Genomic DNA, 23,475 nt, shown 5'->3' with positions numbered 1-23,475 from the left:
GGGTCATTCCGTCATTGACGAGATCGAGCGCTGATTGCTTGAACTCATCTGTGTAGATCTTGGGCATGACTTCTATCCTTCCTGGAATCTGTCCAGTCGTGAAGTCAACCAAACCTTCAGCAGTCCCCATTGCCTACACTGAACGCCTCATCACCGCAGGAATCACCCCATCAGTCGGAACAGTCGGCGATAGCTACGACAATGCCCTCGCCGAAACCGTCAACGGCCTGTACAAGGCCGAGTTGATCTACTCCCAGCCGGCCTGGAACAGCCTGACCGATGTCGAGTTCGCGACCATGAACTGGGTCCACTGGTGGAACACCACCCGGCTGCACGAAGCACTGGGCTACAAGACACCAGCAGAAGTCGAAGCCCAATACGCCGAAAGCCTCACCAACGATGAACTGTCTTTACCAACCATCTAGGAACGAAACCCAGGACGGTTCAGGGAAGGTTCATCGTGTACCGAAGCCAGGCCAGGCGGCGAAGCGGTGCGCGTGCGGGCGTCGGCATAGCGAGAGTGAGCGGGTGCTGCGTGGGGTGCCGGTCGATGCCAAGGCCTACGACTATGCCGGGCAGGTCAGGTTCAACCGTGATGTGAGCGAGTTGTGGCGGTATACGCAGATTGCGCTGCGCCGTGCGTTGCCTGATCGGTTCGACTATGGCGCTGTCCGTGAGTGGCAGGTGAGGGGTGTCCTGCACTTCCATGTGCTGCTGCGGATTGAGCACCTGTCTGTGTCGCGGTCGTCGTTGGTGTCGCTGCTGGAAGATACGTGTGCCGGGGTGGTGGCCTCTAGCGCGGTGGATGATTCGGTAGTCCGGTGGGGACGCCAGGTTGACGCTCGGATTCTGGGGATTGAGCCGGACCAGGCCCGCCGGGCGATCAGCTATCTCGGCAAGGTGCTCGGTTACGTGGCGAAAGACCTGGCCGCTGAGGCGGTATCGAACCGGTCGCCGGAGGCTGTAGCCCATGCGGATACTCTCACCCGTGCTGCGCGGGATGAGATGGCGTGCACGCGGGAGTGTCATGGGCGAGATTGTGGTCATCGGCGGCATCGGTCGATGGGTGCCGGTTCTCATGCGGTCTCGCGGTCGAAGGGGTGGACTGTGCTGCGGCGGAAGTTCTTCCAGGAGCAGCGGCGTGCCTGGGCCAAGGCGCACGCGATGAGTCTCAGTGACGAACCCGCGGGCCTGGCGTGCATGAGCATGGATGAGGCGCTGGCTATCCATCGGGAAGTGTTCTTCCACGGCGTCTATGCCTCGGGGTCGGAGCCCTAACCGGAACAGCAGAGTGCCCCCTGTGGCGATAACGTGGCCGTATGGACCCATTCGAGCACTGGTGCGAGGTGTGCAGCACAAGCGCCGTGCTGACCCCGGATGAGGCCTATAGCGCAGGCTGGGACTTCCCTCCGCGTATGGGCGAGTTCGGCGTGGTCTCGCCACGGACGTGCGGCGCGTGCGCGATGAAGAACACGGTGTGGTGGGCGCTGGCCTGCGAAGGCAAGAACGTGGCTGATCTGTCGCCGGGCCAGCGCAAAGTCCTTGCCCGAATTCTCAACGAAGCCCCTTATAGCGGTGGATCGAGGCTAAGAGCCGTTGAGGTATTTGTCGGACGGGGTCGGAAGCGTCGTGAGTGGAGCGGTCGTGGCGCGTGTGCTGGTGTCCGCGTCGCCCTCTTGGAGTGTCACTCTTTTGGGCGGCTCTTGTCGCGGCTGTGCCTTCAGGTCACCCCATTTGACGAGTGCGATTCCGGCGAGGATGATGCCTCCGCCGAGGAATTGCTGCCGGGTGAGGAGTTCGCCGAGGAGGATGAATGCGGCAATGGCTGAGGCGGGCACTTCGGTGAGGTTCACGAACGATCCCACGGTGGCTCCGAGGTAGCGCAGGCCGAGGAACCCGCAGACGTACGCCCCGACGGTGAACACAACCAGCAGGAGGGCGGGAATGAACCAGGACATGCGCGTGCCCGCGAAGTCTACGCTGGCGTTGGCAAACTGGGCAGGCATGACCTGACTGAGATTGATGATGAGCGCGGCGAGCGCGCCCGCGCTCATACCCAGTCCGGTGAATGCGATGGGTGGTATCTCGATGGTCTGGTTGGCGGCCATGAGGAAGTAGAACGCGAAGCACGCTGCCGCACCGACGGCCATGAAGACCCCGAACCAGCTCAGTGACGAGTTCTGGAAGTCCAGCACCAGCACCACACCAATCAGCGAGATGACGACCCCGATGCCCGTTACCGCGCTGGGGCGCTGGCGCGTGCGTGCCCACAGCCAGAACACCACGATCAACGGGGCACCCATCACTTCCAGCAGCACGGCAACGGCGACGCTGAGGTGTTCAACGGCGAGGAAGAAGAACGCCTGCACCCCGGCCATCGAGACCACGCCGTAGACAGCGATCGGCTTCCAGTTGCGTCGCACCTCGCCCCAGAGCCCTCGCAGGGCGATCAGGGTGGGAATCAGGAGGATCAGTGCTGCGCCGGTCAGCCTGGTCAGCACCACCGAGCCGGGCGTCCAGCCGATCTCGTAGAGGGCCTTGGCCACCGGGCCGGACACGGCGAAGAAAAACGCCGAGGCCAGCATGAACACGAACCCAGCCACCACGCGATAGTGCACAGAACCATCCCTTCGAGCTGACATAGACAGTGACTATTAACTGATAGACACTGTTTGTATTCTATCAGAAGCCGTAAAAACACTGTCTATAAGCTGGTAGCCTCCGGTCTCACTCGGGTAACATAGAGGTATGCGCTTCAGTCACGATGTTCGGGCGAACCTGTCCATGCTGGTCGATCTGTTGAACACCGGGCCCGGAGTGAGGGGCCCGGACGATCGGCTCGCCGCACCGGAGGAACTGGAGCGCTTCGTCACTGTGCATGACTTCACCGGGTCGTTGGAGGCCTCAGCGTTCGATGTCGCTGCGGTAGCGACAATGCGTGAGCGCTTCCGAGTCGTTCTAGACGATGATGTGACCGCGGTGGTCGACGCGATCAACGCGACATTCCGAGAGATCCGCACGTTCCCGCAACTTGTGCGTCACGACGAGTGGGATTGGCATCTGCACGCAGCGGGGAACGCCGCTCCTCTGGGCGAGCGCGTCGCCTCTGACATTGCACTGGTGCTGACCGACCTGATCCGCTCAGGCGACCTGGGACGTCTCCGCACCTGTGCGGCGGACGACTGCACCGCGGCGCTCGCTGATCTGACAAAGAACAAGTCGAAGCGATTCTGCGACCTGCGCAACTGCGCCAACCGCGTCCATGTGGCGACCTACCGCACCAAAACACGCCGCGAACTACTAACCGAAAACGACTGAAACCAACACAACCACAACAACAGGGGGTCAAAATTCAGCCGTCGCTAAGGGGTCAAAATTCAGCCGTCGTTGACACGCAACCTCATGGGGAAATTTGAGGACGGGAGTCTGCTGTGGGTGCGGCAGAGCGAATGACCGGGGCCGTGTCGATAGCCGGTGAAATGCGCAGCATTTTGCCGGGTGCCCTCACCCGAGTCGATGAGCAAACACTAAAAGGGACACGAGCGGCGACCTTACCAACTCTCGCAGATTTTGGCGCTGAGCATCTGCCTGCGGTGCTCCGTCAGGTCTCGAAGTCAACACGGACGTCATACGAAATTGGCTGGCGGCTGCGCGTCCGTCCGTCGCTGGGTGATTATCGGCTGGATGAGCTGTCACCGATGGATATTGAGGACGCGTACTTCTCGTGGTCAGGGGCTCGTTCGACTAAGACGGATGCGAGGGCTGTGCTCTCGCGCATTCTTCAGCGGGCGGTGCGCGAACGGTTGATATGGGCGAATCCTGCGAAGCAGATTGAGCTGCCCCGGCAGAAGGCGGAACCGCGTGACTCGTACGCGCTGACAGAAACGCAGTTGTCGCAGCTATTTACGGTGGTCCCGCGCCGCTATCGGCTGCTGTTCGGGTTCATGGCATACGCCGGGCTGCGGCTCTCGGAAGCTACCGCAGTCACAGTTGGGCAGGCCGAGCTGGAACGGCGGTTGCTGTTGGTCAATGCGCAGTTGGACCGGCAAGGGCACCGAGTGACAACGAAGTCCGGGAAGCCGCGTTACGTGCCGATACTGCCAGAGCTGCTGGATAGCATCGAGGCCCACGGGGTTGACCTCGCTGCGGCAGACCCGCGCACGCTGATGTGCACGAGTCCTCTTGGTAAGCCGGTGCACCCGTCGAACTTGGCGCGCGAGCTGCGTTGGCGACAGCTGCGGGACGAGGTACGTCCGGGTCTCCGCTGGCACGACTTGCGGCATCACGCGGCGACGGCGTGGCTGGATGCCGGTATCCCTGCCCACGATGTCCGCGAGTTCATGGGTCACTCGTCTCTCGCGGTGACGAGTCTCTACACGACAGCGGGCAAGCAGGCTGCGCGGCGCACGGTCGAACGGTTCTACGGGTCCATGTCTGAGCTTACGCAAGGAGGTCACGGTGAGTCAGTGGCAGATGAGGTCTGAGCAAGCGAAAACCCCCGGCCTGTGCGGTGGTGATTTCCGCTCTGACCAGGGGTTTTGCTCTAGACACCTAGTTTCGGTTCTTCTGGTGGCTCCGACCGGCGTCGATCCGGTGACCTTTCGATTTTCAGTCGAACGCTCTACCAACTGAGCTACAGAGCCAGATCCGCTGGCAGCGAGCGCAGCTCGTCTGCCTGCTGATAGAACAAAGGCTCTTCTGAAACAGAAGAGCCGATTGCTCCGCGACCCTGACGGGACTCGAACCCGCGACCTCCGCCGTGACAGGGCGGCGCGCTAACCAACTGCGCCACAGGGCCTTATTCATTTGTGTGCCGGATGGGGCGAACTCCATCCTACACGTACCCCCAACGGGATTCGAACCCGTGTCGCCGCCGTGAAAGGGCGGTGTCCTAGGCCACTAGACGATGGGGGCCTCCCGCATCAGTCTCCCGATGAGGCTGTCAGCTCCGGTTTGTCCGGCGCATGAACCTCCGATAGCTTAGCGCACCGCTCGGTGGATTTGCAAAACGGGTCGGCGGACTTTTCCTGTGATGTCGCTCACCGCACCCGAGGTGGTCCGCGCTCCCTCGCTCACTCCGCCTGCCAGTCGGCTCGCCTCAGTGGACTGAGGTGTCTCAGTAGACTGAGGCCATGACATGCGGTCACCCTGATCATGCGGGTCCCGGCGAGCACGAGTCACTCGAGCCGATCGACGATGCGACCTTCGATGCGCTGTACGCGATCTTCGACGACCTCGTCGACGAGGTGATGGGCGAGCTGCCGGAAGGTGTGCTCGACTACATGGACAATGTCGTCCTCTTCGCCGAGGACGAGCCCCCGCCGGAGGAACCGGACATCCTCGGTGTCTACGACGGCATCCCGCTGACCGAGCGCGGCGACCCGTGGGCCTTTGTGCCCCCAGACGTCATCTTCCTCTACCGCATCAACCTCATCGAGTTCTCCCGTACGGCCGAACGGCTGCGCGAGGAGATCCTCACCACGATCGTCCACGAGATCGCCCACCATCATGGCATCGATGACCAACGCCTCCACGAACTCGGCTGGGGCTGACAAAAACGCTTCTGGATCCGCCCCTGATCTCCTACCGGATTGTCGGGGACGGACAAAAGATTGGTCATCGGACTGATCGGTCATTTAAAGTAGCTGTCGTCCACCCGTCCGATCAGCACCTACACACCGGCCCGCCGAACCGTCAGGTCCCCGACTGACCCGGCAGGCAGGAGGCAGCGAACACCCATGTCGATTGCAGCTCGATCACACGCCGCGGCTACCCCCGCCCTGCGCGTGCTCAACCTCGCCGGCATCGATTACTCGGTTCATGAGTTCGACCACGATCCGGCCCGCCGCCGCTACGGCACCGAAGCCTCAGAGAAGCTCGGCGTCGAATCCGGCAGAATCCTCAAAACGCTCATGATCCACGTCGATCAGGAACCAGTCGTCGCACTTGTGCCCGTCTCCGGACAGCTTGATCTCAAGGCGATCGCCGGCGTGTGCGGCGGCAAGAAAGCTCAGCTGACCGGCATCGCCGAAACCGAGCGCCGCACCGGCTACATGATCGGCGGCGTCAGCCCCTTCGGCCAGCGCAACTCCTCGCCGGTGGTCATGGATCTCTCCGCTCAGGACTTCTCCACCGTCTACGTCTCAGCCGGCCGCCGCGGCTTGGAGATCGAACTGCGTCCCGATGACCTCGTCATGCTCACCAATGCACAGGTCGCCCGTATCGCCAGCCTCGACTGACGACGCACCGATCCCAGCCGAACACCGGTCCCAGACGGGCACTGATCCCCACCGGCATTGCTCCCAGCCGAGCACCGACCAGCCGGCGCAGTGACACCAACCGATCCGGCACTGCAGCCGGCCTAGCGATAGACCGGATCCCCCACCTCGGGAGCGGCGAGTCCTGCCGAGACGTCAGCGAGCATCGCTGCACACGCTTCCACCTCGTCAGCTGGCACCGCGAAGACATGCCGCACGCTGGCACTGTAGTCGCTGTCGATGACCTCCCATCCGGCCTGCTGGGCCTGCCGCTGGGCGGCAGCCGCCGTGGCATAGTTCAACTCAACCGTCACCGGGGTCAGCAGCGTACGGGTCACCACCTGCGCGTCCTCGAGTGCCGCGGAGACCGCCCCGCCGTAGGCGCGCACGAGCCCGCCGGCGCCCAGCAGCGTGCCGCCGAAGTACCGGGTCACCACCGCCACCACATACGTCAGCTCATGGCCGGTGAGCACCTCCAGGATCGGGGCACCGGCCGTACCGGCCGGCTCGCCGTCGTCGTTGAAGCGCTGTGTGCGCCCATCGGCATCGAGGATGAAGGCCGTGCAGTGATGGCGAGCCTTCGGATGCGCAGCCCGCTGCTCCTCAATGACCGCACGGGCGGCCTCCTCGGTCTCGACTGGAACGACGCGGGCGATGAAGCGCGAGCGCTTGATCTCGATCTCGGCATGCGCCTCCCGACGCAGTGTCTGATAGCCCATGGGTGCCACTGTAGCCGCCAGCGACTCACGCGCTGGGAAGACGCTGGAGTGCCGGCCGGTTCACCGGTGCGTCCACTGCCCGCCGCGCATCGTCGCCTTCACACCCAGCCCGGTCACCGCCTCGGCAGCGGTGTCCAGCGGGTCACCGGTGACGATGACGAGGTCGGCCAGCGCCCCGCGGGTGAGCTCACCGGCCCGGCCGGCATGTGTGCCGGTCATGCCCATCGCGGCAGCCGCGCCCGAGGTGTAGGCTGCCAGCGCCTCGTGCGCGGACAGGCGTTCGTGGCTGGGTCCTGAGACGCGGCCGGAGCGGGTCAGGCGGGTCATGAACAACTGCATGCCGCGCAGCACATTGCCCTCCGCGCACGGCCGATCCGAGCTGCCGGCCAGCGTCACGCCGGCCTCGAGGAAGGAGTGGCCGCGGTAGAGCAGGTGGGCGCGCTCCTCACCGATCGCGTCGAGCATGCCGTCGCCGATGTTGTCGAAGAACGCCGCCTGCGGGGTCACCGCGATGCCGTACTCGGCAAGGACAGGCAGCTGCTCGGTGCGGATCATCCCGGCGTGTTCGATCCGGTTGGGAAACGCCCGTGGCCCGCACTCATCGACGGCTGCGGTGATGTTGTGAATCGCCTCATCGACAGCCCGGTCGCCGATCGCGTGGACGGCCACTGACCAGCCGGACCGGTAGGCGGCCAGGGTCTGGGCGCGCAGCACTTCGGGGTCGTCCTGCAGGTACCCGGCATCGGACTGGCCGACATAGGGCTCGTGCAGTGCCGCGGTTCGGCCCGACAGTGCGCCGTCCATGAAGATCTTGACCGGGCCGATGCGGATCTCGTCATCCCCGAACCCGGTGACCATGCCGAGGTCGAGCCCGAGTTCCGGGGTGTCGGCGGCGTGGCCGTGGATTGGGTGGAGGGCGTCGATGACGGGCATGAGCTGGGCACGCGCCCGCAGCAGCCCGGCCTGGCGGGCCTGCTGGTAGGCGTAGACCTCCAGCGGCGAATGCCCGATCCAGCCTGCGGCGATCCCGGCCTCACCGAAGCTCGTGATCCCCTCCTTCGCGTAGTGGGCGGTGGCCAGGTCGAGGGCGTGGACGATCGTCTCGACCGAATACGGCCGGATGAGATCCTGCACCTGCGTCTGCGCGGTCTCCTCGACCAGCCCGGTCGGGCGGCCGTCGGCGTCGCGGACGACTTTGCCGCCGGCCGGATCCGTGTAGCCGGGTTCGAGCATTCCGGCAGCACGCAGGGCGGCGGTGTTGACGATCGCCGAATGGCCGCTCACCTGCCGCATGAACAGTGGCCGGCCACCGGTGATCCGGTCGAGGACGGTGAGGTCCGGATAGGCGCCACCGTAGTCGTGGTGGGAGTACCCGGTCGCCTGCACCCACTCACCGTCAGGCAGCTTCTCGGCAGCCGTGGCCAGCCGGCCGTAGACCTCATCGAGGCCGCCGGGACAGTTCTCGACATCGACACTGGCAAGCGTCAGCCCGAACCACGTCGTGTGACAGTGCGCGTCGATGAACCCGGGCACCACCGTCGGCACACCCGCACCCGCACCACCGCCAGCACCGCCTGCATCACCGGTCAGCTCGGCGGCATCGACGACCTCGCCGGCCGAGGCGTACGAGCCCTCCAGCTCATCATCGAAGGCGACGATCCGGCCACCGGCGATCCCCACCGCCTCGGGCGCGGGCGCGCCATCACCGGCCATCGTGTGGATGCGGGCATTGCGGATGATCGTGTCGAGTCGCATCTCAGACCTCCTTCGTCTGGCTGCCGGCCGCTCAGCTGCGGGTGAAGCGGATCGCCGGGTCAGTGCGCACCTGCACGAGCGCAGGACCCGGATGGTTCAGCGCCGCTTCGAAGGCGGCCGCGAAGTCCTCAGTGCGGGTCACACTGAATCCGGCGCCGCCGAAGGCGGTGGCGTAGGCGGCGAAGTCCGGATTCTTCAGCCCAGTGCCTTCCGGCCGGCCGGGATAGTCGCGCTCCTGGTGGCCGACGATCGTGCCGTAGACGCTGTTGTCGTTGATGATGACGGTGATATTCAGGTCATGGGCGACCGCGGTGGCGAACTCCTGGCCGTTCATGAGGAAGCAGCCGTCGCCGGCGACGGCGAGCACCGGGCGGTCCGGGCACACGAGCGCAGCCGCCACCGCCGCCGGCATCCCGAAGCCCATCGCCCCGTTGCGCGGGCCGAGCACTGACGGGAAGCTGTGCACCGGCAGGTAGCGCGAGGCCCAGCCGGAGTAGTTGCCCGCCCCATACGTGATGATCGCATCATCCGGCAGCAGGCGGCGCACCTCGCCGAAGGCGGTGTCCATATCAACATAGGCCGGGTCCTCATCACCAGTCGGTGCTGGGATCTCGCGCCACTGCTGGAACCGCTGCCGGGTCTCGGTGACCCAGTCGGGCAGGTTCGTCTCCGTTCCCGAGGCGGTGGTCGCCTCGGTGCCGGTCGTTGCGTCAGTGCTGGTGAGTGCTTGGGCGAAGCCACGGGTGGTGGCGATGATCTGCTCATCGACCGGCCCGAAGTGTGCATGCAGGTCAGGATCAGGGCTGATGACGATCGTGTGGTCCGGGCTGCAGCCGATCGAGTACGAGTTCGTTGAGACATCGGTGCGCTGGCAGCCGAGGTAGACGTGCAGGTCGGCCTCGTCGAAGGCCTTGCGGGTCAGGGGTGCCGAACCGAAGCCGAGCGCACCGAGGTAGTGCGGCTCATCATGGTCGATGCCGTCGTAGGCGCGGAAGTCGGCGATGATGCCCATCCCGAGCCCGGCCGCCCAGTCAGCGACCGTGCGGGAGGACTGCTCATCCCAGCGCTCGCCGCCGACGATGAGCACCGGGCGGCGGGCTCTGGCGACCGCCTCGGCGACTGAGGCGATCTGTGCGGCGGTGGGCACCACCTCGGGAACGGGGCGCGGGGTGACGGTGTCCGCCTGGGTGGTGATGAGCTGCGGGTCCTCGGGGAGACCGACGATGACCGGGCCGGGCCGGCCGGAGGCGGCGGTGTGCATCGCATCGGCGACGAGGGCTGCGGCCTCATCGGGGTGGTCGAGGATGAGGGTCTTCTTCACCGTCGTGCCGAACCAGCCAGCCAGATCGAACTCCTGGAAGGCCTCGCGGCCGCGGTGGTCGGTGGGGATGAGGCCGGCGAAGATGACGAGAGGCGTGGCGTCCTGGTAGGCGGTGTGCACGGCGATCATGACATTGGCCGCACCCGGCCCGCGGGTGACCATCGCAATGCCCGGCCGGCCGGTCATCCGGCCCTCGGCCAGTGCCATGAACCCGGCACCGGCCTCCTGCCGGCAGGTGATGGTGCGGATGGTCGAATCGTGCAGGCCGTCGAGCACATTGAGGTAGGACTCGCCGGGCACGCAGTAGATGCGCTCGACGCCCTCGGCTTCGAGCTGGGCGACGATGAGGTGCCCAGCCGAACGGGAGGCGGGGGCATCGGGGCCGGCGGCGGAGTCCTGGGCGGAGGCGGCAGGGGAGGAGTCAGCAGTGGAGGTGATGCGCGTCATACCCACACTCAATCACAGATTCCAGCCCGCGTGCAGGGCCGTGCCGTCCGGCGCGCAGCGCGCCCGCCGTCGTCTGGATGGAGAATCCGGGTTGTTCTGGGTTCAGGTCGGAACCGCTTCACGTGCGATCGTGAATGGTAGTGTTCAGGTATCGTGGATGGTAGTGTATAAGTGTCGTGTAAGGGAGTGTTCGAGTGTCGTAGATGGTAGTGTCAACGGGCTGCCGTTGGCACTCGGGCAACGAGTGCGGGTGATCGCGCAGAGTGCGGAAAGGGCAGTGCATGGATTATCAGCGTCGAACGATTGATACGGAGCTGGACGATCTCATGTCGATGGCGCCGGCTATCGCCATCGACGGCCCCAAGGGCGTCGGCAAGACCGATACCGCTTCTCGGCGGGCTTCCACAGAGTGGATGCTCGATGACCCTGGGCAGCGAGAGATCGCCGCCGCCGACTTCACCTTTTCAGCAGTGCCACAAGGCACGCTGCTCATCGATGAATGGCAGAAGCTCCCGCAGGTATGGGATGCAGTCCGCCGGCGGGTCGATGCCGGAGCTGAACCCGGCCGGTTTCTCCTGACAGGGTCGGCGACTCCAACGGATGCCGCTGGTACGCATAGCGGAGCAGGACGGATCCTCTCGCTCCGGATGCGGCCGATGGCGCTGCATGAGCGAGGCGCCGTGACACCCACCGTGTCGTTGGCTGCGTTGCTGAGCGGGGAGCAGCGCGCGATCGAAGGGGAGTCCCAGTTCACCGTCGCCGACTATGCAGAGTCCATCGCCGCTGGTGGATTCCCGGGCGTCATGACGGCCGCGCCGCGAGTCAGACGAGCAATGCTCGACTCCTACATCGACAGAATCATCGACCGTGAGCTTCCGGATTCGGGTTTTCGTGTGCGTCGTCCAGAGGTGCTGCGCCGGTGGCTTGCCGCCTATGCGGCGGCTGTGTCCACGACGACGGCCTACTCGAAAATACTCGATGCCACCACCGGAGGCGACGGTTCACAGCCGGCGAAGACGACCACAATGGCGTATCGGGAGCACCTCACCCGGCTGTGGCTGCTCGACCCGGTTCCTGGTTGGCTGCCAGCACACAATGATCTGCGCAGACTCCAGGAAGCACCCAAGCACCATCTCGCCGACCCTGCGCTGGCGGCACGACTGCTGGGCCTGTCTGCTGGTTCCCTGGTAGGGAGAACGGGTTCGCATATGCTGGGTCCCCTCTTCGAATCGCTTGTCACATTGAGCGTAAAAGTCGCTGCTCAAGCCGCGGAAGCCCGCGTGAGACATCTGCGGATGTATGGCGGAGATCGCGAAGTCGATCTCATCGTCGAAGGCGTCGATGGGCAGGTCGTCGGCTGCGAGGTCAAACTCACGCCCAGTGTCTCCCCTGCAGACGTCAGACATCTACTGTGGCTGCGCGACCAGATTCCAGACCGGATTGCAGACCTCGTGGTCGTCACCACAGGGACGACGGCATACCGCCGTCCCGATGGGATCGCCGTTGTGCCGCTTGCGCTGCTGGGGCCGTGACGCCGGGCGCAGCGTCGGCCGTCGGCCACCGCCTCGGGAACGGCAGCCCCCGGGCCGCCGGAGCCAATCGACTCAGCGCAGGTAGCCGGGGATGTCCTCGGAGACCCGCGGGGCGATGAGCGAGCAGATGCCGGTGATCGCGGCGATGACGGCAAGCATCGCCGGGGCCGGCCACCAGGCGTTGTCGGTCGCGGCGAGGAACACCGTCGCGAGCATCGGCACGAAGCCTGAGACCATCGCTGAGAGGTTCGCTGAGATCGCCACACCGGACAGGCGGTGCGAGGGCGGGAACAGTGCGGTGGTCAGCGCACCGTTGACGGCGTACGGGATCGACAGGCAGGCCACGCCGATGGTGACGCCGAGGATCACGAGCACGGGGACGGTCGATTCGATCATGAGGAAGATCGGGAAGGCGATGACAATCGTCGCGACACTGCCGATGACCGCCACGCGGGAGACGCCGAGGCGCTCGGCCAGGCGACCGAAGTAGATGAGCACGACGATCTCGATGGCAGCGGCGGCCAGGGTTGCGCCGAGCATGAGCGGCTTGGTCATGCCGAGCACGCCGGTGCCGTAGGAGACGACGAAGGTGGTGACGAGGAAGAACCCGCCGACGCCGAGGAAGTTCGCGCCCATCCCGACGAGCACCTGCGGGAACGACTTGCGGAACAGTTCGAGGACCGGGGCGGACTCCTTCTCACCGGCCTCTTCGAGCTCGCGGAAGATCGGGGATTCCTCCAGCTGCTTGCGGATGTAGACGGCGACGAGCAGCAGCGGGATCGCGGCGAGGAACGGGATCCGCCAGCCCCAGGCGTCGAAGGCCTGGGTGGGCACGATGACCGCCATGAGGAAGAACCCGCCGGAGGACATGAGTGTGCCGATCGGGGAGCCGATCTGCGGGAACACGGCGTAGCGGGCGCGCTTGGCGGGCGGGGCGTTCTCGACGGCGACGGTGACCGCGCCACCCCATTCGCCGCCGACGGCCAGACCTTGGACGATGCGCAGGGCGACGAGCGCGATCGGCGCCCAGATGCCGATCTGGAAGTACGTCGGCAGCAGGCCGATGAGGCCGGTGGCCACGCCGATGCCGATGATCGTGATCATGAGGACGGCCTTACGGCCGATCCGGTCGCCGAGGTGGCCGAAGACGAAAGCGCCGATCGGGCGGGCGACGAAGCCGACACCCATCGTGGCGAAGGACTGGATGGTGGCCATCGCCGGGTCCTCGGAGTGGAAGTACTGGACGTTGAAGACGATGGCCGCCGCAGTGGTGAAGAGGAAGAAGTCGTACCACTCCATCGCCGTGCCGACGAGCGCGGCGGTCGCGGCCTTGCGCGCGGTGGTCTCATCGACCTCGATGTACGGGGCGCGCGCTGAGGCGGTCTCGGACGGGCCGGCCTGATCTGACATTGGATCTCCTGAAGCGTAGGTGACTGCGGCTGGCCGCGAGGGCGCCGGGGCGCCGTGAGCACAGGCGTATCCCCGGACCACGTTACTCTCTCTGCCCGGCTCATGTGTGGGCTGAAGCACAAACGTGACATCCGAACCGCGAAGCTGTGCCGATGCACAAACATGAGATCCGAACCGCAATGCTGTGCCGATGCACTGTGCAGCTGCACTGTGCGCGGTCATCCCAGCTCCTCTCAGCGTCACATGCCCGCACCTGCTAACGTGGCACGTGCTCGGCAGTGACGCCGGCGGCTCCTCAGCTCCGGTTTCGCTTACCGAGCACCCGCCCCTCACATCCCCAACCGGAGCCCCTCATGATCACCGACGGATTCCTCTTCCTCAGCCTGCTCATCGCCATCTCAGCCGTCCTCGTCTACCTGGAGAAGCGCCGCGGAGTGCGTGTCTTCAGATTCGTGCCCGGCTTCGTGTTCCTCTACCTCATCGCCGCGCTGCTCAACACCATCGGCGTCTTCGGCGAATCCGACTCGATCACCGACGTCGGCGGCGGGGTCAAGGACGCGCTCCTGCCGGCGATGATCATGCTGCTGCTCTTCCAGTGCGACATCCGCCAGATCATCAAGCTCGGCCCCAAGCTGCTGCTGACCTATGCGGCCTCGGCCCTGTCGATCCTGCTCGGTTTCGTGCTGACGTTCCTCGTCTTCCGCGGCCTGCTCGACCCCGAGGCGTGGAAGGGCCTGTCCGCGCTCGCCGCCTCGTGGACCGGTGGATCGGCCAACATGGTCGCCGTACAGGGGATCCTCGATGCCCCGGAGAACGTCTTCGGCCACGTGCTCATCGTCGACACGATCATCTACTCCGTGTGGCTGCTCGTGATGTTCTCCTCGGTCACCGTCTCCGACCGCTTCAACGCCTGGACCAAAGCCGACACATCCTATCTCGACGTCCACTCCTCCGCCACAGCACCCGCCGCCACCGGCGCGACCGCTTCCACCGCCGCCACCCGTGCACCCGCCGCCACCGACGCGCCTGCCGCGGCCGGTGCGTCTACCGCCGCCGGCGCGCCCGCTGCCACCGGCGCCGAGGCGGGGGAGACTCTCGATCTCGTCTCCCTGTTCCGGGTGCTCGCCCTGGGCCTGTTCGCCTCAGCTGCGGCGACATGGATCGGCGGTCTGCTGCCGGAGATCGGCGTCGTCGTGACCTCGACGACGTGGACGATCCTCATCGTCTCCGTCCTCGGCCTCATCATCGGCTCGACCCGCTGGGGCAAGATGCCCGGCTCTTCGGAAGTCGCCCAGATCATGCTCTACATCATCATCGGCGTCATCGCCGCCGACTCCGACTTCACCTCGCTCGTCGAGGCGCCGCTGTACCTGCTTGCCGGCGTCATGGTGGTGCTCATCCACCTCGTGCTCATGGTGCTGTACGCCAAGGCGACGAAGACCGAGCTGTTCAGCATCGCCGTGGCGTCGACGGCCAACATCGGTGGAGTGGCCTCAGCCCCGGTCGTTGCGAGCGCCTTCAACCGGCAGCTCGTCCCGGTCGGTGTGCTCTTCGCCCTCATCGGCGCCTTCGCCGGCACCTTCCTCGGACTGGCCGTCGGCCAGGTGCTCGCCGCGTTTGCCTGATCGCTGAACTCGGCTGGTTCAGGCCTGCTTGGGGCTCTCTGAAGACTGGTCACACTTTGACCCTCTGAAGCACTCAGCAGGGCCAAAGTCTGACCAGCGAATCCCCGGAGCGAACCCTGTCCGCGCAAAGTTTGTAGAGCTGTTCATATTCTGAGGGCCGGATCAGATGAGTAGCTCTACAAACTTTCTCCCGCAGGCTTCCGGCAGACGACGAGCCAGCCGCGGCCCGGGGCATAGGGCAGATCGCGAACGTCGATCTCGGTGAATCCGCACTCCTTCAGGGACGTGCGAATCTCCGCCTCCTCCCGGAACCGCAGCGTCGACGTGGACGTCAGCACTTCTCCGTCGCTGAGGAACCGGTTGGTGTCGACGAACGTCACGAGCGGCAGGTTGACGGAGGTGACCTCTTGCGATGTCACGATCCTCTCGTCTGCTACGTCCATCTCCATATAAGGGTGGCCCCACCGGTCCCAACCGCGATCGGCGGGGTTGCGCGACTCGAACGCGAGGAGCCCGCCAGGCCGCAGCGCGGCATGAATGGCCTGTAACGTCGCTTCCCAGTGATCGTCGGAGGTGAAGACCATCGCGACATTGGCCGTCATCGTGACCGCATCGACTTGAATCGGCAGGGCGTCTGCGGCTTCACCGACGATCCACCTCACCGCATCCGCGCCAGGCTTGGCACGCGCGACATCAATCATGCCGGCGCCGGGATCGACCCCGGTGACCTCCAAGCCCAGATCGGAGAGCCGCAGTGCGAACACTCCGGTGCCGCATCCAACGTCGAGTACCGAGCGCACGCCCGCCTCGCTGAGCACCTCGACGTAGCAGTCGAGATCGGAGCGGTCACCTTCGAAGCCGTCGTAGAGCTTCGCCAATCGCGGATGTGCGTAAGCGTTATCGGTCATTGGTTCCTCCACAGTTGCATCGAACGTGTCCTGTCAGAAGCCGCCCCGGCCATCACCAGAGAAAGTTAGTAAAGCTATTCATGGTTTCTGCTCGAAAAACCATGAACAACTTTACTAACTTTTCTCACGGCACTGAGCCGCGGCCAGTTTCAGGGCCATCGGCAGCTCCAGCCACCCTCGGCCCAGCACCCACGGCCCAGCAGCCACGCGCCCTCAGCCGCGCTGGTCTGGCGGGATCCGCGCGGCATCAGCGACCTCGCCGAACCATTCGTCGACGAGCTCGTCATACGACCCGTCCTCATACATCTCGCCGAGCATCGTGTTGAACTCCTCGGCCAGCTTGTCGTTGCCCTTGACGACCGCGGCGCCGAGCTGCTCGTTGGTGTCGTAGCTTTCGACGAGCTCCAGGTTGTCATCAGTCTGTACGGCAGAGTAGATCATCGACACGTTCGAGACCATCGCGTTGACCTGCCCGGAGCTGATCGCCTGGATCATGATCGTGTTGTCCTCGAACTGCACGGTCTCCGCGCCCTGCTCCTGGGCGTACTTCTCACCGGTCGTCGCCTGTTTGACGCCGACCTCCTTGCCCCTGAGCTCGGCAATCGACGTGATGCCGGAGTCCTTGCGCACCATAAGCGCGAGGTTGTCGAGCAGGTAGGCGTCGGTGAAGTCCATCTTCGTCGCCCGGTCATCGGTGATCGTCATGCCCGCCAGCGAGATGTCGCACTGCTGCGTGTCGAGCACCGAGGCCGACTCGATCGCCTCGAACCCGGTGTCGACGAGCTCGTACTCCAGGTCGAGCCGCTCGGCGAGCTTCTTCGCCAGGTCGATGTCGAATCCGACCGACTCTCCATCGCGGGTGAACTCGAAGGGCTCATACGGCAGCGTTGAGCACATGATGAGCTTGCCGTCCTTGGCCAGCTGGTAGTCGCTGCCGCCGTCGGTCGCGCCGGATCCGCTTCCGCCGCAGGCGGAGAGCATCAGGGCTCCGGCGGCAGCCAGTGCGGTGAGTGTGGTGAGGTGCCGTGTGCGTGTCATGTCGTCTCCTGTGCTGGTGGACTTCACGCCCCGGGCCCGTTCCCGAGGCGGGTGTCCCGTTCCCGAGGCGGTGGTTGCCTAGTGCTCGTCGAGTCCGCCGGGGTTCAGGACGCGGGCGAGGAAGGACTTGGTGCGCTCGTGCTGGGGGTTGCCGATCACCTCGGCGGCGGGTCCCTCCTCAACGACGACCCCGCCGTCCATGAAGACGACTTTGTCGGCGACCTCGCGGGCGAAGTGCATCTCGTGGGTCACGACGATCATCGTCATGCCCTCATCGGCGAGGTTGCGCATGACGTCGAGGACGTCACCGACCGTCTCGGGATCGAGCGCGGAGGTCGGTTCGTCGAAGAGCATGAGCGAGGGCTCCATCGACAGCGCACGCGCGATCGCCACGCGCTGCTGCTGACCGCCGGAGAGCTGGTCGGGGTAGCGATCGGCCAGGTGGCCGAGGCCGACCTTCTCCAGGCTCGCCCGTGACACCTCATCGGCTGCCGACTGCGAGCGTCCCAGGACCTTGCGCTGAGCGATCGAGCAGTTCTCGATGGCGGTCATGTGCGGGAACAGGTTGAAGGCCTGGAACACCATGCCCACGTGCCGGCGCATGACGTCGAGGTCGATGTCCGGGTCGGTGGCGATGAACCCGCCGACGTCGATGAGGCCGGAGTTCGCGGTCTCCAGCACGTTGATGCAGCGCAGCAGTGTCGACTTGCCCGAACCGCTCGGGCCCACGAGGCAGACGACCTCTCCAGGAGCGACGGTCAGGCTGATGCCCTTGAGCACCTCGACATCGCCGTAGGACTTGTGCAGGTCGCTGATCGTCACGCCCGAACGGGCGGCCTGCTCGGCGGTGGCGGCGGCTGCGCGGGCACCGGAGGCGGCCTGGGCACCGGAGGCGGTCTGGGCCTCGGAGGCGGAGTGGGATCCGGTGCCGCCCGCCGCGGCATTCGCTTCGTTGTTGAACACAGGTGGCACCTACTTCTTGATCTTGGCGGTACGGGACTCGAACCTCCGGGCCAGGATGCCCAGCGGCACGGTGATGACGAGGTAGCAGGCACCGGCGACCACCAGCGGGGTCAGGCCCGCCTCGGGAGCGGTGATCGCCTCGCGGCCGAACTTCGTCAGCTCGTACTGGCTGGCGGCAAGGCCGAGCAGGTAGATGAGCGAGGAGTCCTTCGTCATGAGGATGATCTCGTTCGTCAGCGGCGGCAGGATGATGCGGAACGCCTGCGGGATGACGATCGTGATCATCGCCCGCGAGTGCGTCATGCCCAGTGAGCGGGCCGCCTCGTACTGGCCCTTGGGTACGGCCTGCAGGCCGGCGCGCAGGGTTTCGGCGATGTAGGCAGACGACACGATGCCCAGCGCAAGCATGACGGTGAGGTACGTGTCCATCCGCATGCCGAAGGCGTATGGGATGCCGTAGCCCAGCGCGATGAACACAAGCAGAGCCGGGACCCCGCGGAAGAACTCGATGTACAGGGTCGAGAGCCACCGGTAGGGCCCGACGGAGGAGATCTTCATGAGCGCGAGCAGGATGCCCAGCGCCAGTCCGAGCACGAAGCCCAGGGCGGTGTAGATGAGGGTGTTCTTCAGCGCGATCGTGATGATGCCGGGGAACTGGTCGGCCATGACCTGCGGGTTGAAGAACTTCCCGAAGATCGTGCCCCAGTCGGCGAGGAATGCCGCGACGATGACGGCGATGATGAGAATCGCGTACTGGATGCCGCGGGACATGCGTGCCCGCTGGCGCATAGTCATTGCCACCGTAAAGCTCCTTGTGGGGTGGGTGGAGTCGTGCTGCCGCCCCGGCTGCGGTTCGCGCCGCCGGCTGGCCGCTCGCTCAGTGTGTCAACCCTGCCGTGCCCGAGGCGGGCCGGCGTCAGTGCGTCGGCCCGCCTCGGGTGCGGGGCAGCAGGATCAGGATCCGCGCTGGTCCTCCGGGACCTTCGCGGCATCGGCGACCTCGCCGAACCATTCGTCGACGAGCTCGTCGTACGAGCCGTCTTCGAACATCTCGCCGAGCATCGTGTTGAACTCATCGGCAAGTTCGGTGTTGCCCTTCTTGAAGCCGGCGCCGAGTGCCTCGTCGGTGTCGTAGTCCTCGGCGAGCTCGAGCTTGTCGCTGGCCTGGGTGGCGGCGTAGATCGTCGAGAGGTTCGCCACCGCAGCGTCGATCTGGCCCGAGGTGATCGCCTGGGTCAGCAGGCCGGAATCTTCGAACTGCACGACCTTGGCTCCGGCGTCCTTGGCATACGCCTCACCGGTCGTCGCCTGCTGAGCCCCGACCTCTTTGTCCTTGAGCTCATCGAGTGATGTGATGCCCGATTCCTTGGTGACCATGAGGCCGAGGTTGTCGAGCAGGTACTTGTGGGAGAAGTCGAACTTCGTCGCTCGCTCTTCGGTGATCGACATGCCCGACAGCGCCAGGTCGCACTGCGCGGTGTCGAGTGCGGAGCCTGATTCGATGGCTTCGAAGCCGGTAGTGACGACGTCGAGTTCGAGGTCGAGACGCTCGGCGAGCTTGTTGGCCAGGTCGATGTCGAAGCCGACGGTCTCGTTGTTCTCGTCGGTGAACTCGAACGGCTCATAGGGGATGTCGGAGCACAGGGTCAGTTTGCCGCCGGAGACGGGCTGGAAGCCTTCGGCGCCGTTGCCGTCGTCTCCGCCGCTGCCGCCGCAGGCGGACAGGACTAGGACTGATGCCGCCGTCAGGGCAGCAATGCTCAAGGATCGCTTCACGGAATTCCTCCTGGTTGCGGTGCGGTGAGGTTGTCACCGGGTGGTGCGAACCCGGCGCCGGTGCTCCGGCGCCCACCGAAAGTGCGGTGTGCCGATGAGCTTATCGTGAAGCATGTCACAAGTCACTGGCGGCTGTGCGGCACCGGTGATTGTGTCCAAATCGTGTCCGCTCATCCCCGTGCCCGAGGCGGTGGTTCAGACGGTGCCGGTCACCGGTGCCGAGGCGGTGGCTGGCTCCGCTCCCGAGGTGCCGGTTCCGGGGGCCTCGACTGCCTCCGTGGCGATCGCCGCCAGTGTCCGCTCAGCCAGGGCTGCAGCCCGCGGGCCGGTCATGAACTGCGGCTCGGCCACCCTGGAGACGGCGATGCCGTCGAAGGTCGCCAGCGCCCACCCGGCCGCCGCCTCGGGATCGGGATGGTGCGGGTGGGCTGCCGTGACGAGTTCGCTCATCTGCTTCCGCAGCTGGGCCCATGTGCGGGCGTGGATCTCGGCGAGTGAGGGGGTGACACGGGACAGGGCGACGAAGTCGAGCCAGATGCCGGCGGCAGCGAGGTCGTCCTCGCTGATCGAGCAGAGCATGAAGGACAGGTGGCGCAGCACTGAGGCGGCCTGCCCGGCCGCTTCGGCAGGAGTGCCGGCTGGTTCCAAAGTGCTGAGGTAGTCCTCGATGTCGGCGGTGACAGCATCCGAGATCGCCTCCATCGCTGCGGTCAGCATCGCGGCCTTGCTGGGGAAGTGGTGCTGGACCGCGCCGATCGACACCCCGGCCTGACTGGCGACCGTGCGGACGGTGGCCTTCTCGATGCCGCCTGCAGCGATGACGGTGACGATCGCCTCGACGATGTGGTCTCTGCTGGTGCTCATGGATCCTTCTCTGTCGGCGGTCACGGTGCTTACGCACCGGGAATACAAGCGTATTGCACACCTGACCATACGACTGTATTGTTTCGGCTATGAAGACCTCACCCACCCGCGGGGCAGCGGCTCCCGCCGTTCGTGACGACCGGCCAGCCAGTCCCGCTGATGCCTCCGCTCGTGACGTCGCAGCTGCCCCTGGCTGCCGACGCATCGCCGGACTCGACATCGCCCGCGGTGCCGCCGTGCTCGGCACGCTCGGCACCAATATCTGGCTCTTCACCCACCCCGCTGGCCTGCTGGGCTCCCTCCTCGATCCCCTCGCCGGGATTCCCGCAGGTGCTCAGACGCTGGCCTTCCAGGTGCTCAGCTCCTTGAGCAACGGCAAGTTCCTCTCCCTGCTCATGATGATGTTCGGCATCGGCGTGTTCCTGCAGTTCACCGCCTGGCGCAAGCGCCGCGGGCGCCGCGGCTGGCTGCGCACCTACGCCCCGCGCGCAGGGCTGCTGTTCCTCGATGGGCTCATCAACTTCATCCTCATCGCCGAATTCGACGTGCTCATGGGCTATGCCGTCACCGGCTTCATCATCGCCGGCATCATCGCCACCTCCCCACGCAGCACGCGCATCTGGGCCTGGGTGACCGGGGTCCTCCATGTGTTGGGCATCGGCCTGCTCAGCCTCCTGCTGCTCACCCAGCCGGGAAGCGCCAACGGTGATGCCGGTTCCGAGCTCACCGGCTCGGCCGCCGACTGGCCGCTGTGGCACGGCGTCAACCCCTACCGCGAGGCCGGCTTCACTGAACTCGCCGTCTTCCGCCTCGACAACAGCCTCATCTTCCGCGCCGAACCGATCTTCACCCTCGCCATGGGCATCTGCCTCTTCCTCATCGGTGCCCGCCTGTTCGCAGGAGGCATCTTCACCCCAGGCGGCGCCCGGCTGCGCCGCCGCTGCCTGCTCATCGGCGCCGCTGCCGCACCTGTCGACCTGTTGCTGGGCATCATCGGCTCCCCGGCGGCGGTCGTCGCCCAGCGCTACCTCACCGCCAGCCTCGTCGCCGTCGGTCTGCTCGCCCTCATCGCCCATGCCAGCCTGCACCGCTGGATCCCCCGGGTCATCGAGACGGCGTGCGCGGCCGCCGGGCGGATGTCGCTGAGCGTCTACGTCGGCCAGAACCTGCTCGCCGGCGCCCTGTTCTTCGGCTGGGGTCTCGACCTCGCCGGCCGGTTCCCCGATGCCCGCCTGGCGCTCACCATCACCGGTTTCGTTGCCGTGCTCGCAGCCGTCATTGCCTTCGCACTCGTCTGGCAGGCGATCGCCGCCCGCCGCGGCGTGCGCGGACCGGCCACCCGCGGCCCCCTCGAATGGCTCACCCACCTGGCACTTCAGAAGCTCACCTGACTACCCAGCCACCGCCTCGGCGCCGGCGCGAACCGAACCGCGCAGCGGTCCCTGTCCACACCCCCTCCCCTCGCGCTCATTGTTGAACAATTGCTAGAGTGTGTCGCGTCACAGGGCAGCCACCGCACCGGTGCCGCCCGCGCCCACCCGAGCGAGGAAGCACGATGAGCAGCCACACCCCGGACCCCACGCCCGATCACACCGGCGCCCACACAGCCCAGCCAGGCGACACCGCCCCGGCAAACGGCACACCGGCCGATGCGAAGAAGGCCGTCACCATCGGGGCGACCGGTCGCACCGCGATCTTCGGGGCCATGTTCCTCATGGCCACCTCCTCGATCGGCCCGGGCTTCATCACCCAGACCTCGGTGTTCACCGTCCAGCTCGGCGTGGCCTTCGCGTTTGCGATTCTTGTCTCCCTGCTCGTCGACATCGCCATCCAGCTCAACGTCTGGCGCGTCCTCGGCGTCACCGGGCTGCGTGCCAACGAACTGGGCAACCGGGTGCTGCCGGGTATCGGCTGGGTGATGGCCGCCTTCGTCTTCGTCGGCGGGCTCATCTTCAACATCGGCAACATCGGCGGTGCCGGCCTGGGCACCAACGCGATGCTCGGCATCGACGCGAAGATCGGCGGCGCGGTCTCAGCGCTCATCGCGATCTTCATCTTCCTGTCCAAGCGCGCCGGCGTCGCACTCGACCGCATCGTCGTCGCACTCGGCGCGATCATGATCCTGCTCATGCTCTACGTCGCCATCGTCTCCCAGCCGCCGGTCGGCGAGGCGCTGAAGAACACCGTGCTGCCCGAGGAGGTCGACTTCCTCGTCGTCACTACCCTCATCGGCGGCACCGTCGGCGGCTACATCACCTTCGCCGGCGCCCACCGCCTCATTGACTCGAAGATCACCGGACGTGAGAACGTCGGCCACATCACCCAGGTCTCGGTGCTCTCGATTATCATCACCGGCGTCATGCGCGTGCTGCTCTTCCTCGCCATCCTCGGCGTCGTCGCAGGCGGCGTGACGCTGTCGCAGGACAACACCGCCGCCGATGCGTTCCTCGCCGCCGCCGGTGAAGTCGGCCTGCGCGTCTTCGGTGTCGTGCTGTGGGCCGCCGGCCTCACCTCGGTCATCGGCGCCTCGTACACCTCGATCAGCTTCGTCACCACCCAGCGGACGAGCGCGCGCACCCGCAACCTGCTCACCATCGCCTTCATTGCCGTGTGCGCGACCGCCTTCCTCATCCTCGACCAGGCCCCGCAGACACTGCTCATCTTCGCCGGCGCCTTCAACGGCCTCATCCTGCCAATCGGCTTCGCCGTCGTCCTGTGGGTCGCCTGGGCCCGCCGCGACCTGCTGCACGGCTACCAGTACCCCAAGTGGCTCGCCGCCCTCGGTACGCTCACCTGGCTGGTCACGATCTGGCTGGGCTGGAACTCGCTCACCGGCATCGCCGCACTCTGGCAGGGATGA

At 65.8% G+C, this 23,475-nt stretch carries 20 protein-coding genes, 3 tRNA genes and 1 pseudogene; 10 read left to right on the top strand and 14 right to left on the bottom strand.

Features of this window, described 5'->3' with window-relative positions; genetic code table 11:
- Positions 1-122: 122 nt before the first annotated feature.
- Together HLA91_RS09910 and HLA91_RS09905 are read left to right on the top strand one after the other, a co-directional pair.
- Positions 123-425 (top strand): annotated as a pseudogene (locus HLA91_RS09910) (integrase core domain-containing protein); the annotation flags it as partial.
- A complete protein-coding gene (locus HLA91_RS09905; RefSeq protein WP_338076768.1) occupies positions 400-1,278 on the top strand; it encodes a replication initiator in 879 nt (292 codons plus the stop codon). The pseudogene HLA91_RS09910 and the gene HLA91_RS09905, both read left to right, overlap by 26 nt.
- A 308-nt stretch (positions 1,279-1,586) precedes the next feature.
- Here HLA91_RS09905 and HLA91_RS09900 read toward each other — a convergent pair whose 3' ends face one another.
- Positions 1,587-2,618, bottom strand: a complete 1,032-nt coding sequence (locus HLA91_RS09900) for an EamA family transporter (RefSeq protein WP_338076767.1) — start codon at positions 2,616-2,618, stop codon at positions 1,587-1,589.
- 130 nt (positions 2,619-2,748) lie between these two features.
- Between HLA91_RS09900 and HLA91_RS09895 the strand changes: the two genes are divergently transcribed.
- Together HLA91_RS09895 and HLA91_RS09890 are read left to right on the top strand one after the other, a co-directional pair.
- Positions 2,749-3,318: a CGNR zinc finger domain-containing protein gene (locus tag HLA91_RS09895; RefSeq protein WP_170274528.1), complete on the top strand. Its 570-nt coding sequence runs from the start codon at positions 2,749-2,751 to the stop codon at positions 3,316-3,318.
- A gap of 143 nt (positions 3,319-3,461) precedes the next feature.
- Complete coding sequence (locus HLA91_RS09890) at positions 3,462-4,484, top strand: tyrosine-type recombinase/integrase (RefSeq protein ID WP_170274527.1); 1,023 nt, start codon at positions 3,462-3,464, stop codon at positions 4,482-4,484.
- A gap of 83 nt (positions 4,485-4,567) precedes the next feature.
- Here the strand turns inward: HLA91_RS09890 and HLA91_RS09885 are convergent.
- The 3 genes from HLA91_RS09885 to HLA91_RS09875 form a co-directional block, all read right to left on the bottom strand.
- Positions 4,568-4,643: transfer RNA gene (locus HLA91_RS09885), tRNA-Phe, on the bottom strand.
- 81 nt (positions 4,644-4,724) lie between these two features.
- Positions 4,725-4,798, bottom strand: a tRNA-Asp gene (locus HLA91_RS09880).
- A 43-nt stretch (positions 4,799-4,841) separates the two neighbouring features.
- A tRNA-Glu gene (locus HLA91_RS09875) sits at positions 4,842-4,914 on the bottom strand.
- A 218-nt stretch (positions 4,915-5,132) separates the two neighbouring features.
- On the opposite strand from HLA91_RS09875, the gene HLA91_RS09870 reads away from it, so the two are divergent.
- Positions 5,133-5,552: a metallopeptidase family protein gene (locus HLA91_RS09870; RefSeq protein ID WP_170274526.1), complete on the top strand. Its 420-nt coding sequence runs from the start codon at positions 5,133-5,135 to the stop codon at positions 5,550-5,552.
- Between the two features lie 186 nt (positions 5,553-5,738).
- Positions 5,739-6,239 carry a Cys-tRNA(Pro) deacylase gene (gene ybaK, locus HLA91_RS09865; RefSeq protein WP_102162084.1) on the top strand — a complete coding sequence of 167 codons (501 nt, stop codon included), beginning with the start codon at positions 5,739-5,741 and terminating at the stop codon, positions 6,237-6,239.
- Positions 6,240-6,361: 122 nt separating this feature from the next.
- On the opposite strand, the gene HLA91_RS09860 is transcribed toward ybaK, so the two are convergent.
- From HLA91_RS09860 to HLA91_RS09850, 3 genes are read right to left on the bottom strand one after another with little or no spacing between them, the layout of a single operon-like run.
- A complete protein-coding gene (locus HLA91_RS09860; protein ID WP_102162083.1) occupies positions 6,362-6,976 on the bottom strand; it encodes a YigZ family protein in 615 nt (204 codons plus the stop codon).
- A gap of 60 nt (positions 6,977-7,036) precedes the next feature.
- Positions 7,037-8,731: an amidohydrolase gene (locus HLA91_RS09855; protein WP_170274525.1), complete on the bottom strand. Its 1,695-nt coding sequence runs from the start codon at positions 8,729-8,731 to the stop codon at positions 7,037-7,039.
- 31 nt (positions 8,732-8,762) lie between these two features.
- Positions 8,763-10,499, bottom strand: a complete 1,737-nt coding sequence (locus tag HLA91_RS09850) for a thiamine pyrophosphate-dependent enzyme (protein WP_170274524.1) — start codon at positions 10,497-10,499, stop codon at positions 8,763-8,765.
- Positions 10,500-10,780: 281 nt separating this feature from the next.
- Here HLA91_RS09850 and HLA91_RS09845 point away from each other — a divergent pair, with 281 nt between their 5' ends.
- A complete protein-coding gene (locus HLA91_RS09845) occupies positions 10,781-12,031 on the top strand; it encodes an ATP-binding protein (RefSeq protein WP_170274523.1) in 1,251 nt (416 codons plus the stop codon).
- A 72-nt stretch (positions 12,032-12,103) separates the two neighbouring features.
- On the opposite strand, the gene HLA91_RS09840 is transcribed toward HLA91_RS09845, so the two are convergent.
- Positions 12,104-13,441: an MFS transporter gene (locus HLA91_RS09840; protein WP_170274522.1), complete on the bottom strand. Its 1,338-nt coding sequence runs from the start codon at positions 13,439-13,441 to the stop codon at positions 12,104-12,106.
- 353 nt (positions 13,442-13,794) lie between these two features.
- On the opposite strand from HLA91_RS09840, the gene HLA91_RS09835 reads away from it, so the two are divergent.
- Positions 13,795-15,066, top strand: coding sequence for a DUF819 family protein (locus HLA91_RS09835; protein ID WP_170274521.1), 1,272 nt, complete (start codon positions 13,795-13,797; stop codon positions 15,064-15,066).
- A 176-nt stretch (positions 15,067-15,242) separates the two neighbouring features.
- Here HLA91_RS09835 and HLA91_RS09830 read toward each other — a convergent pair whose 3' ends face one another.
- The 6 genes from HLA91_RS09830 to HLA91_RS09805 form a co-directional block, all read right to left on the bottom strand.
- On the bottom strand, positions 15,243-15,974 hold the full coding sequence (locus HLA91_RS09830; RefSeq protein ID WP_170274520.1) for a class I SAM-dependent DNA methyltransferase: 732 nt from the start codon (positions 15,972-15,974) through the stop codon (positions 15,243-15,245).
- 213 nt (positions 15,975-16,187) lie between these two features.
- The gene (locus tag HLA91_RS09825) at positions 16,188-17,012 is read right to left on the bottom strand and encodes an ABC transporter substrate-binding protein (protein ID WP_170274519.1); all 825 of its coding nucleotides are present in this window, start codon (positions 17,010-17,012) and stop codon (positions 16,188-16,190) included.
- 78 nt (positions 17,013-17,090) lie between these two features.
- Positions 17,091-17,834, bottom strand: coding sequence for an ATP-binding cassette domain-containing protein (locus tag HLA91_RS09820; protein ID WP_170274545.1), 744 nt, complete (start codon positions 17,832-17,834; stop codon positions 17,091-17,093).
- A gap of 150 nt (positions 17,835-17,984) precedes the next feature.
- A complete protein-coding gene (locus HLA91_RS09815; RefSeq protein ID WP_170274518.1) occupies positions 17,985-18,776 on the bottom strand; it encodes an ABC transporter permease subunit in 792 nt (263 codons plus the stop codon).
- Between the two features lie 153 nt (positions 18,777-18,929).
- Positions 18,930-19,751, bottom strand: coding sequence for a transporter substrate-binding domain-containing protein (locus HLA91_RS09810; RefSeq protein WP_170274517.1), 822 nt, complete (start codon positions 19,749-19,751; stop codon positions 18,930-18,932).
- A gap of 195 nt (positions 19,752-19,946) precedes the next feature.
- The gene (locus HLA91_RS09805) at positions 19,947-20,615 is read right to left on the bottom strand and encodes a TetR/AcrR family transcriptional regulator (protein ID WP_170274516.1); all 669 of its coding nucleotides are present in this window, start codon (positions 20,613-20,615) and stop codon (positions 19,947-19,949) included.
- Between the two features lie 89 nt (positions 20,616-20,704).
- Here HLA91_RS09805 and HLA91_RS09800 point away from each other — a divergent pair, with 89 nt between their 5' ends.
- Both HLA91_RS09800 and HLA91_RS09795 read left to right on the top strand, forming a co-directional pair.
- Positions 20,705-22,006: a DUF418 domain-containing protein gene (locus HLA91_RS09800; RefSeq protein ID WP_170274515.1), complete on the top strand. Its 1,302-nt coding sequence runs from the start codon at positions 20,705-20,707 to the stop codon at positions 22,004-22,006.
- A gap of 164 nt (positions 22,007-22,170) precedes the next feature.
- Complete coding sequence (locus tag HLA91_RS09795; RefSeq protein WP_170274514.1) at positions 22,171-23,475, top strand: NRAMP family divalent metal transporter; 1,305 nt, start codon at positions 22,171-22,173, stop codon at positions 23,473-23,475.

It is taken from the genome of Brevibacterium luteolum (assembly GCF_013004595.1).
Classification (GTDB): Bacteria; Actinomycetota; Actinomycetes; order Actinomycetales; family Brevibacteriaceae; genus Brevibacterium; species Brevibacterium luteolum.
The sequence above is the reverse complement of the archived record's forward strand: the minus strand, read 5'-3'. Positions and strand labels throughout refer to the sequence as shown.

Excerpts from the sequence above, each read along its gene's own strand:
- HLA91_RS09905 (WP_338076768.1), top strand. The coding sequence starts at position 400 with ATGAACTGTCTTTACCAACCATCTAGGAACGAAACCCAGGACGGTTCA.
- HLA91_RS09895 (WP_170274528.1), top strand. The coding sequence starts at position 2,749 with ATGCGCTTCAGTCACGATGTTCGGGCGAACCTGTCCATGCTGGTCGAT.
- HLA91_RS09870 (WP_170274526.1), top strand. The coding sequence starts at position 5,133 with ATGACATGCGGTCACCCTGATCATGCGGGTCCCGGCGAGCACGAGTCA.
- ybaK (WP_102162084.1), top strand. The coding sequence starts at position 5,739 with ATGTCGATTGCAGCTCGATCACACGCCGCGGCTACCCCCGCCCTGCGC.
- HLA91_RS09860 (WP_102162083.1), bottom strand. The coding sequence starts at position 6,976 with ATGGGCTATCAGACACTGCGTCGGGAGGCGCATGCCGAGATCGAGATC.
- HLA91_RS09855 (WP_170274525.1), bottom strand. The coding sequence starts at position 8,731 with ATGCGACTCGACACGATCATCCGCAATGCCCGCATCCACACGATGGCC.
- HLA91_RS09850 (WP_170274524.1), bottom strand. The coding sequence starts at position 10,499 with ATGACGCGCATCACCTCCACTGCTGACTCCTCCCCTGCCGCCTCCGCC.
- HLA91_RS09845 (WP_170274523.1), top strand. The coding sequence starts at position 10,781 with ATGGATTATCAGCGTCGAACGATTGATACGGAGCTGGACGATCTCATG.
- HLA91_RS09840 (WP_170274522.1), bottom strand. The coding sequence starts at position 13,441 with ATGTCAGATCAGGCCGGCCCGTCCGAGACCGCCTCAGCGCGCGCCCCG.
- HLA91_RS09835 (WP_170274521.1), top strand. The coding sequence starts at position 13,795 with ATGATCACCGACGGATTCCTCTTCCTCAGCCTGCTCATCGCCATCTCA.
- HLA91_RS09830 (WP_170274520.1), bottom strand. The coding sequence starts at position 15,974 with ATGACCGATAACGCTTACGCACATCCGCGATTGGCGAAGCTCTACGAC.
- HLA91_RS09825 (WP_170274519.1), bottom strand. The coding sequence starts at position 17,012 with ATGACACGCACACGGCACCTCACCACACTCACCGCACTGGCTGCCGCC.
- HLA91_RS09805 (WP_170274516.1), bottom strand. The coding sequence starts at position 20,615 with ATGAGCACCAGCAGAGACCACATCGTCGAGGCGATCGTCACCGTCATC.
- HLA91_RS09800 (WP_170274515.1), top strand. The coding sequence starts at position 20,705 with ATGAAGACCTCACCCACCCGCGGGGCAGCGGCTCCCGCCGTTCGTGAC.
- HLA91_RS09795 (WP_170274514.1), top strand. The coding sequence starts at position 22,171 with ATGAGCAGCCACACCCCGGACCCCACGCCCGATCACACCGGCGCCCAC.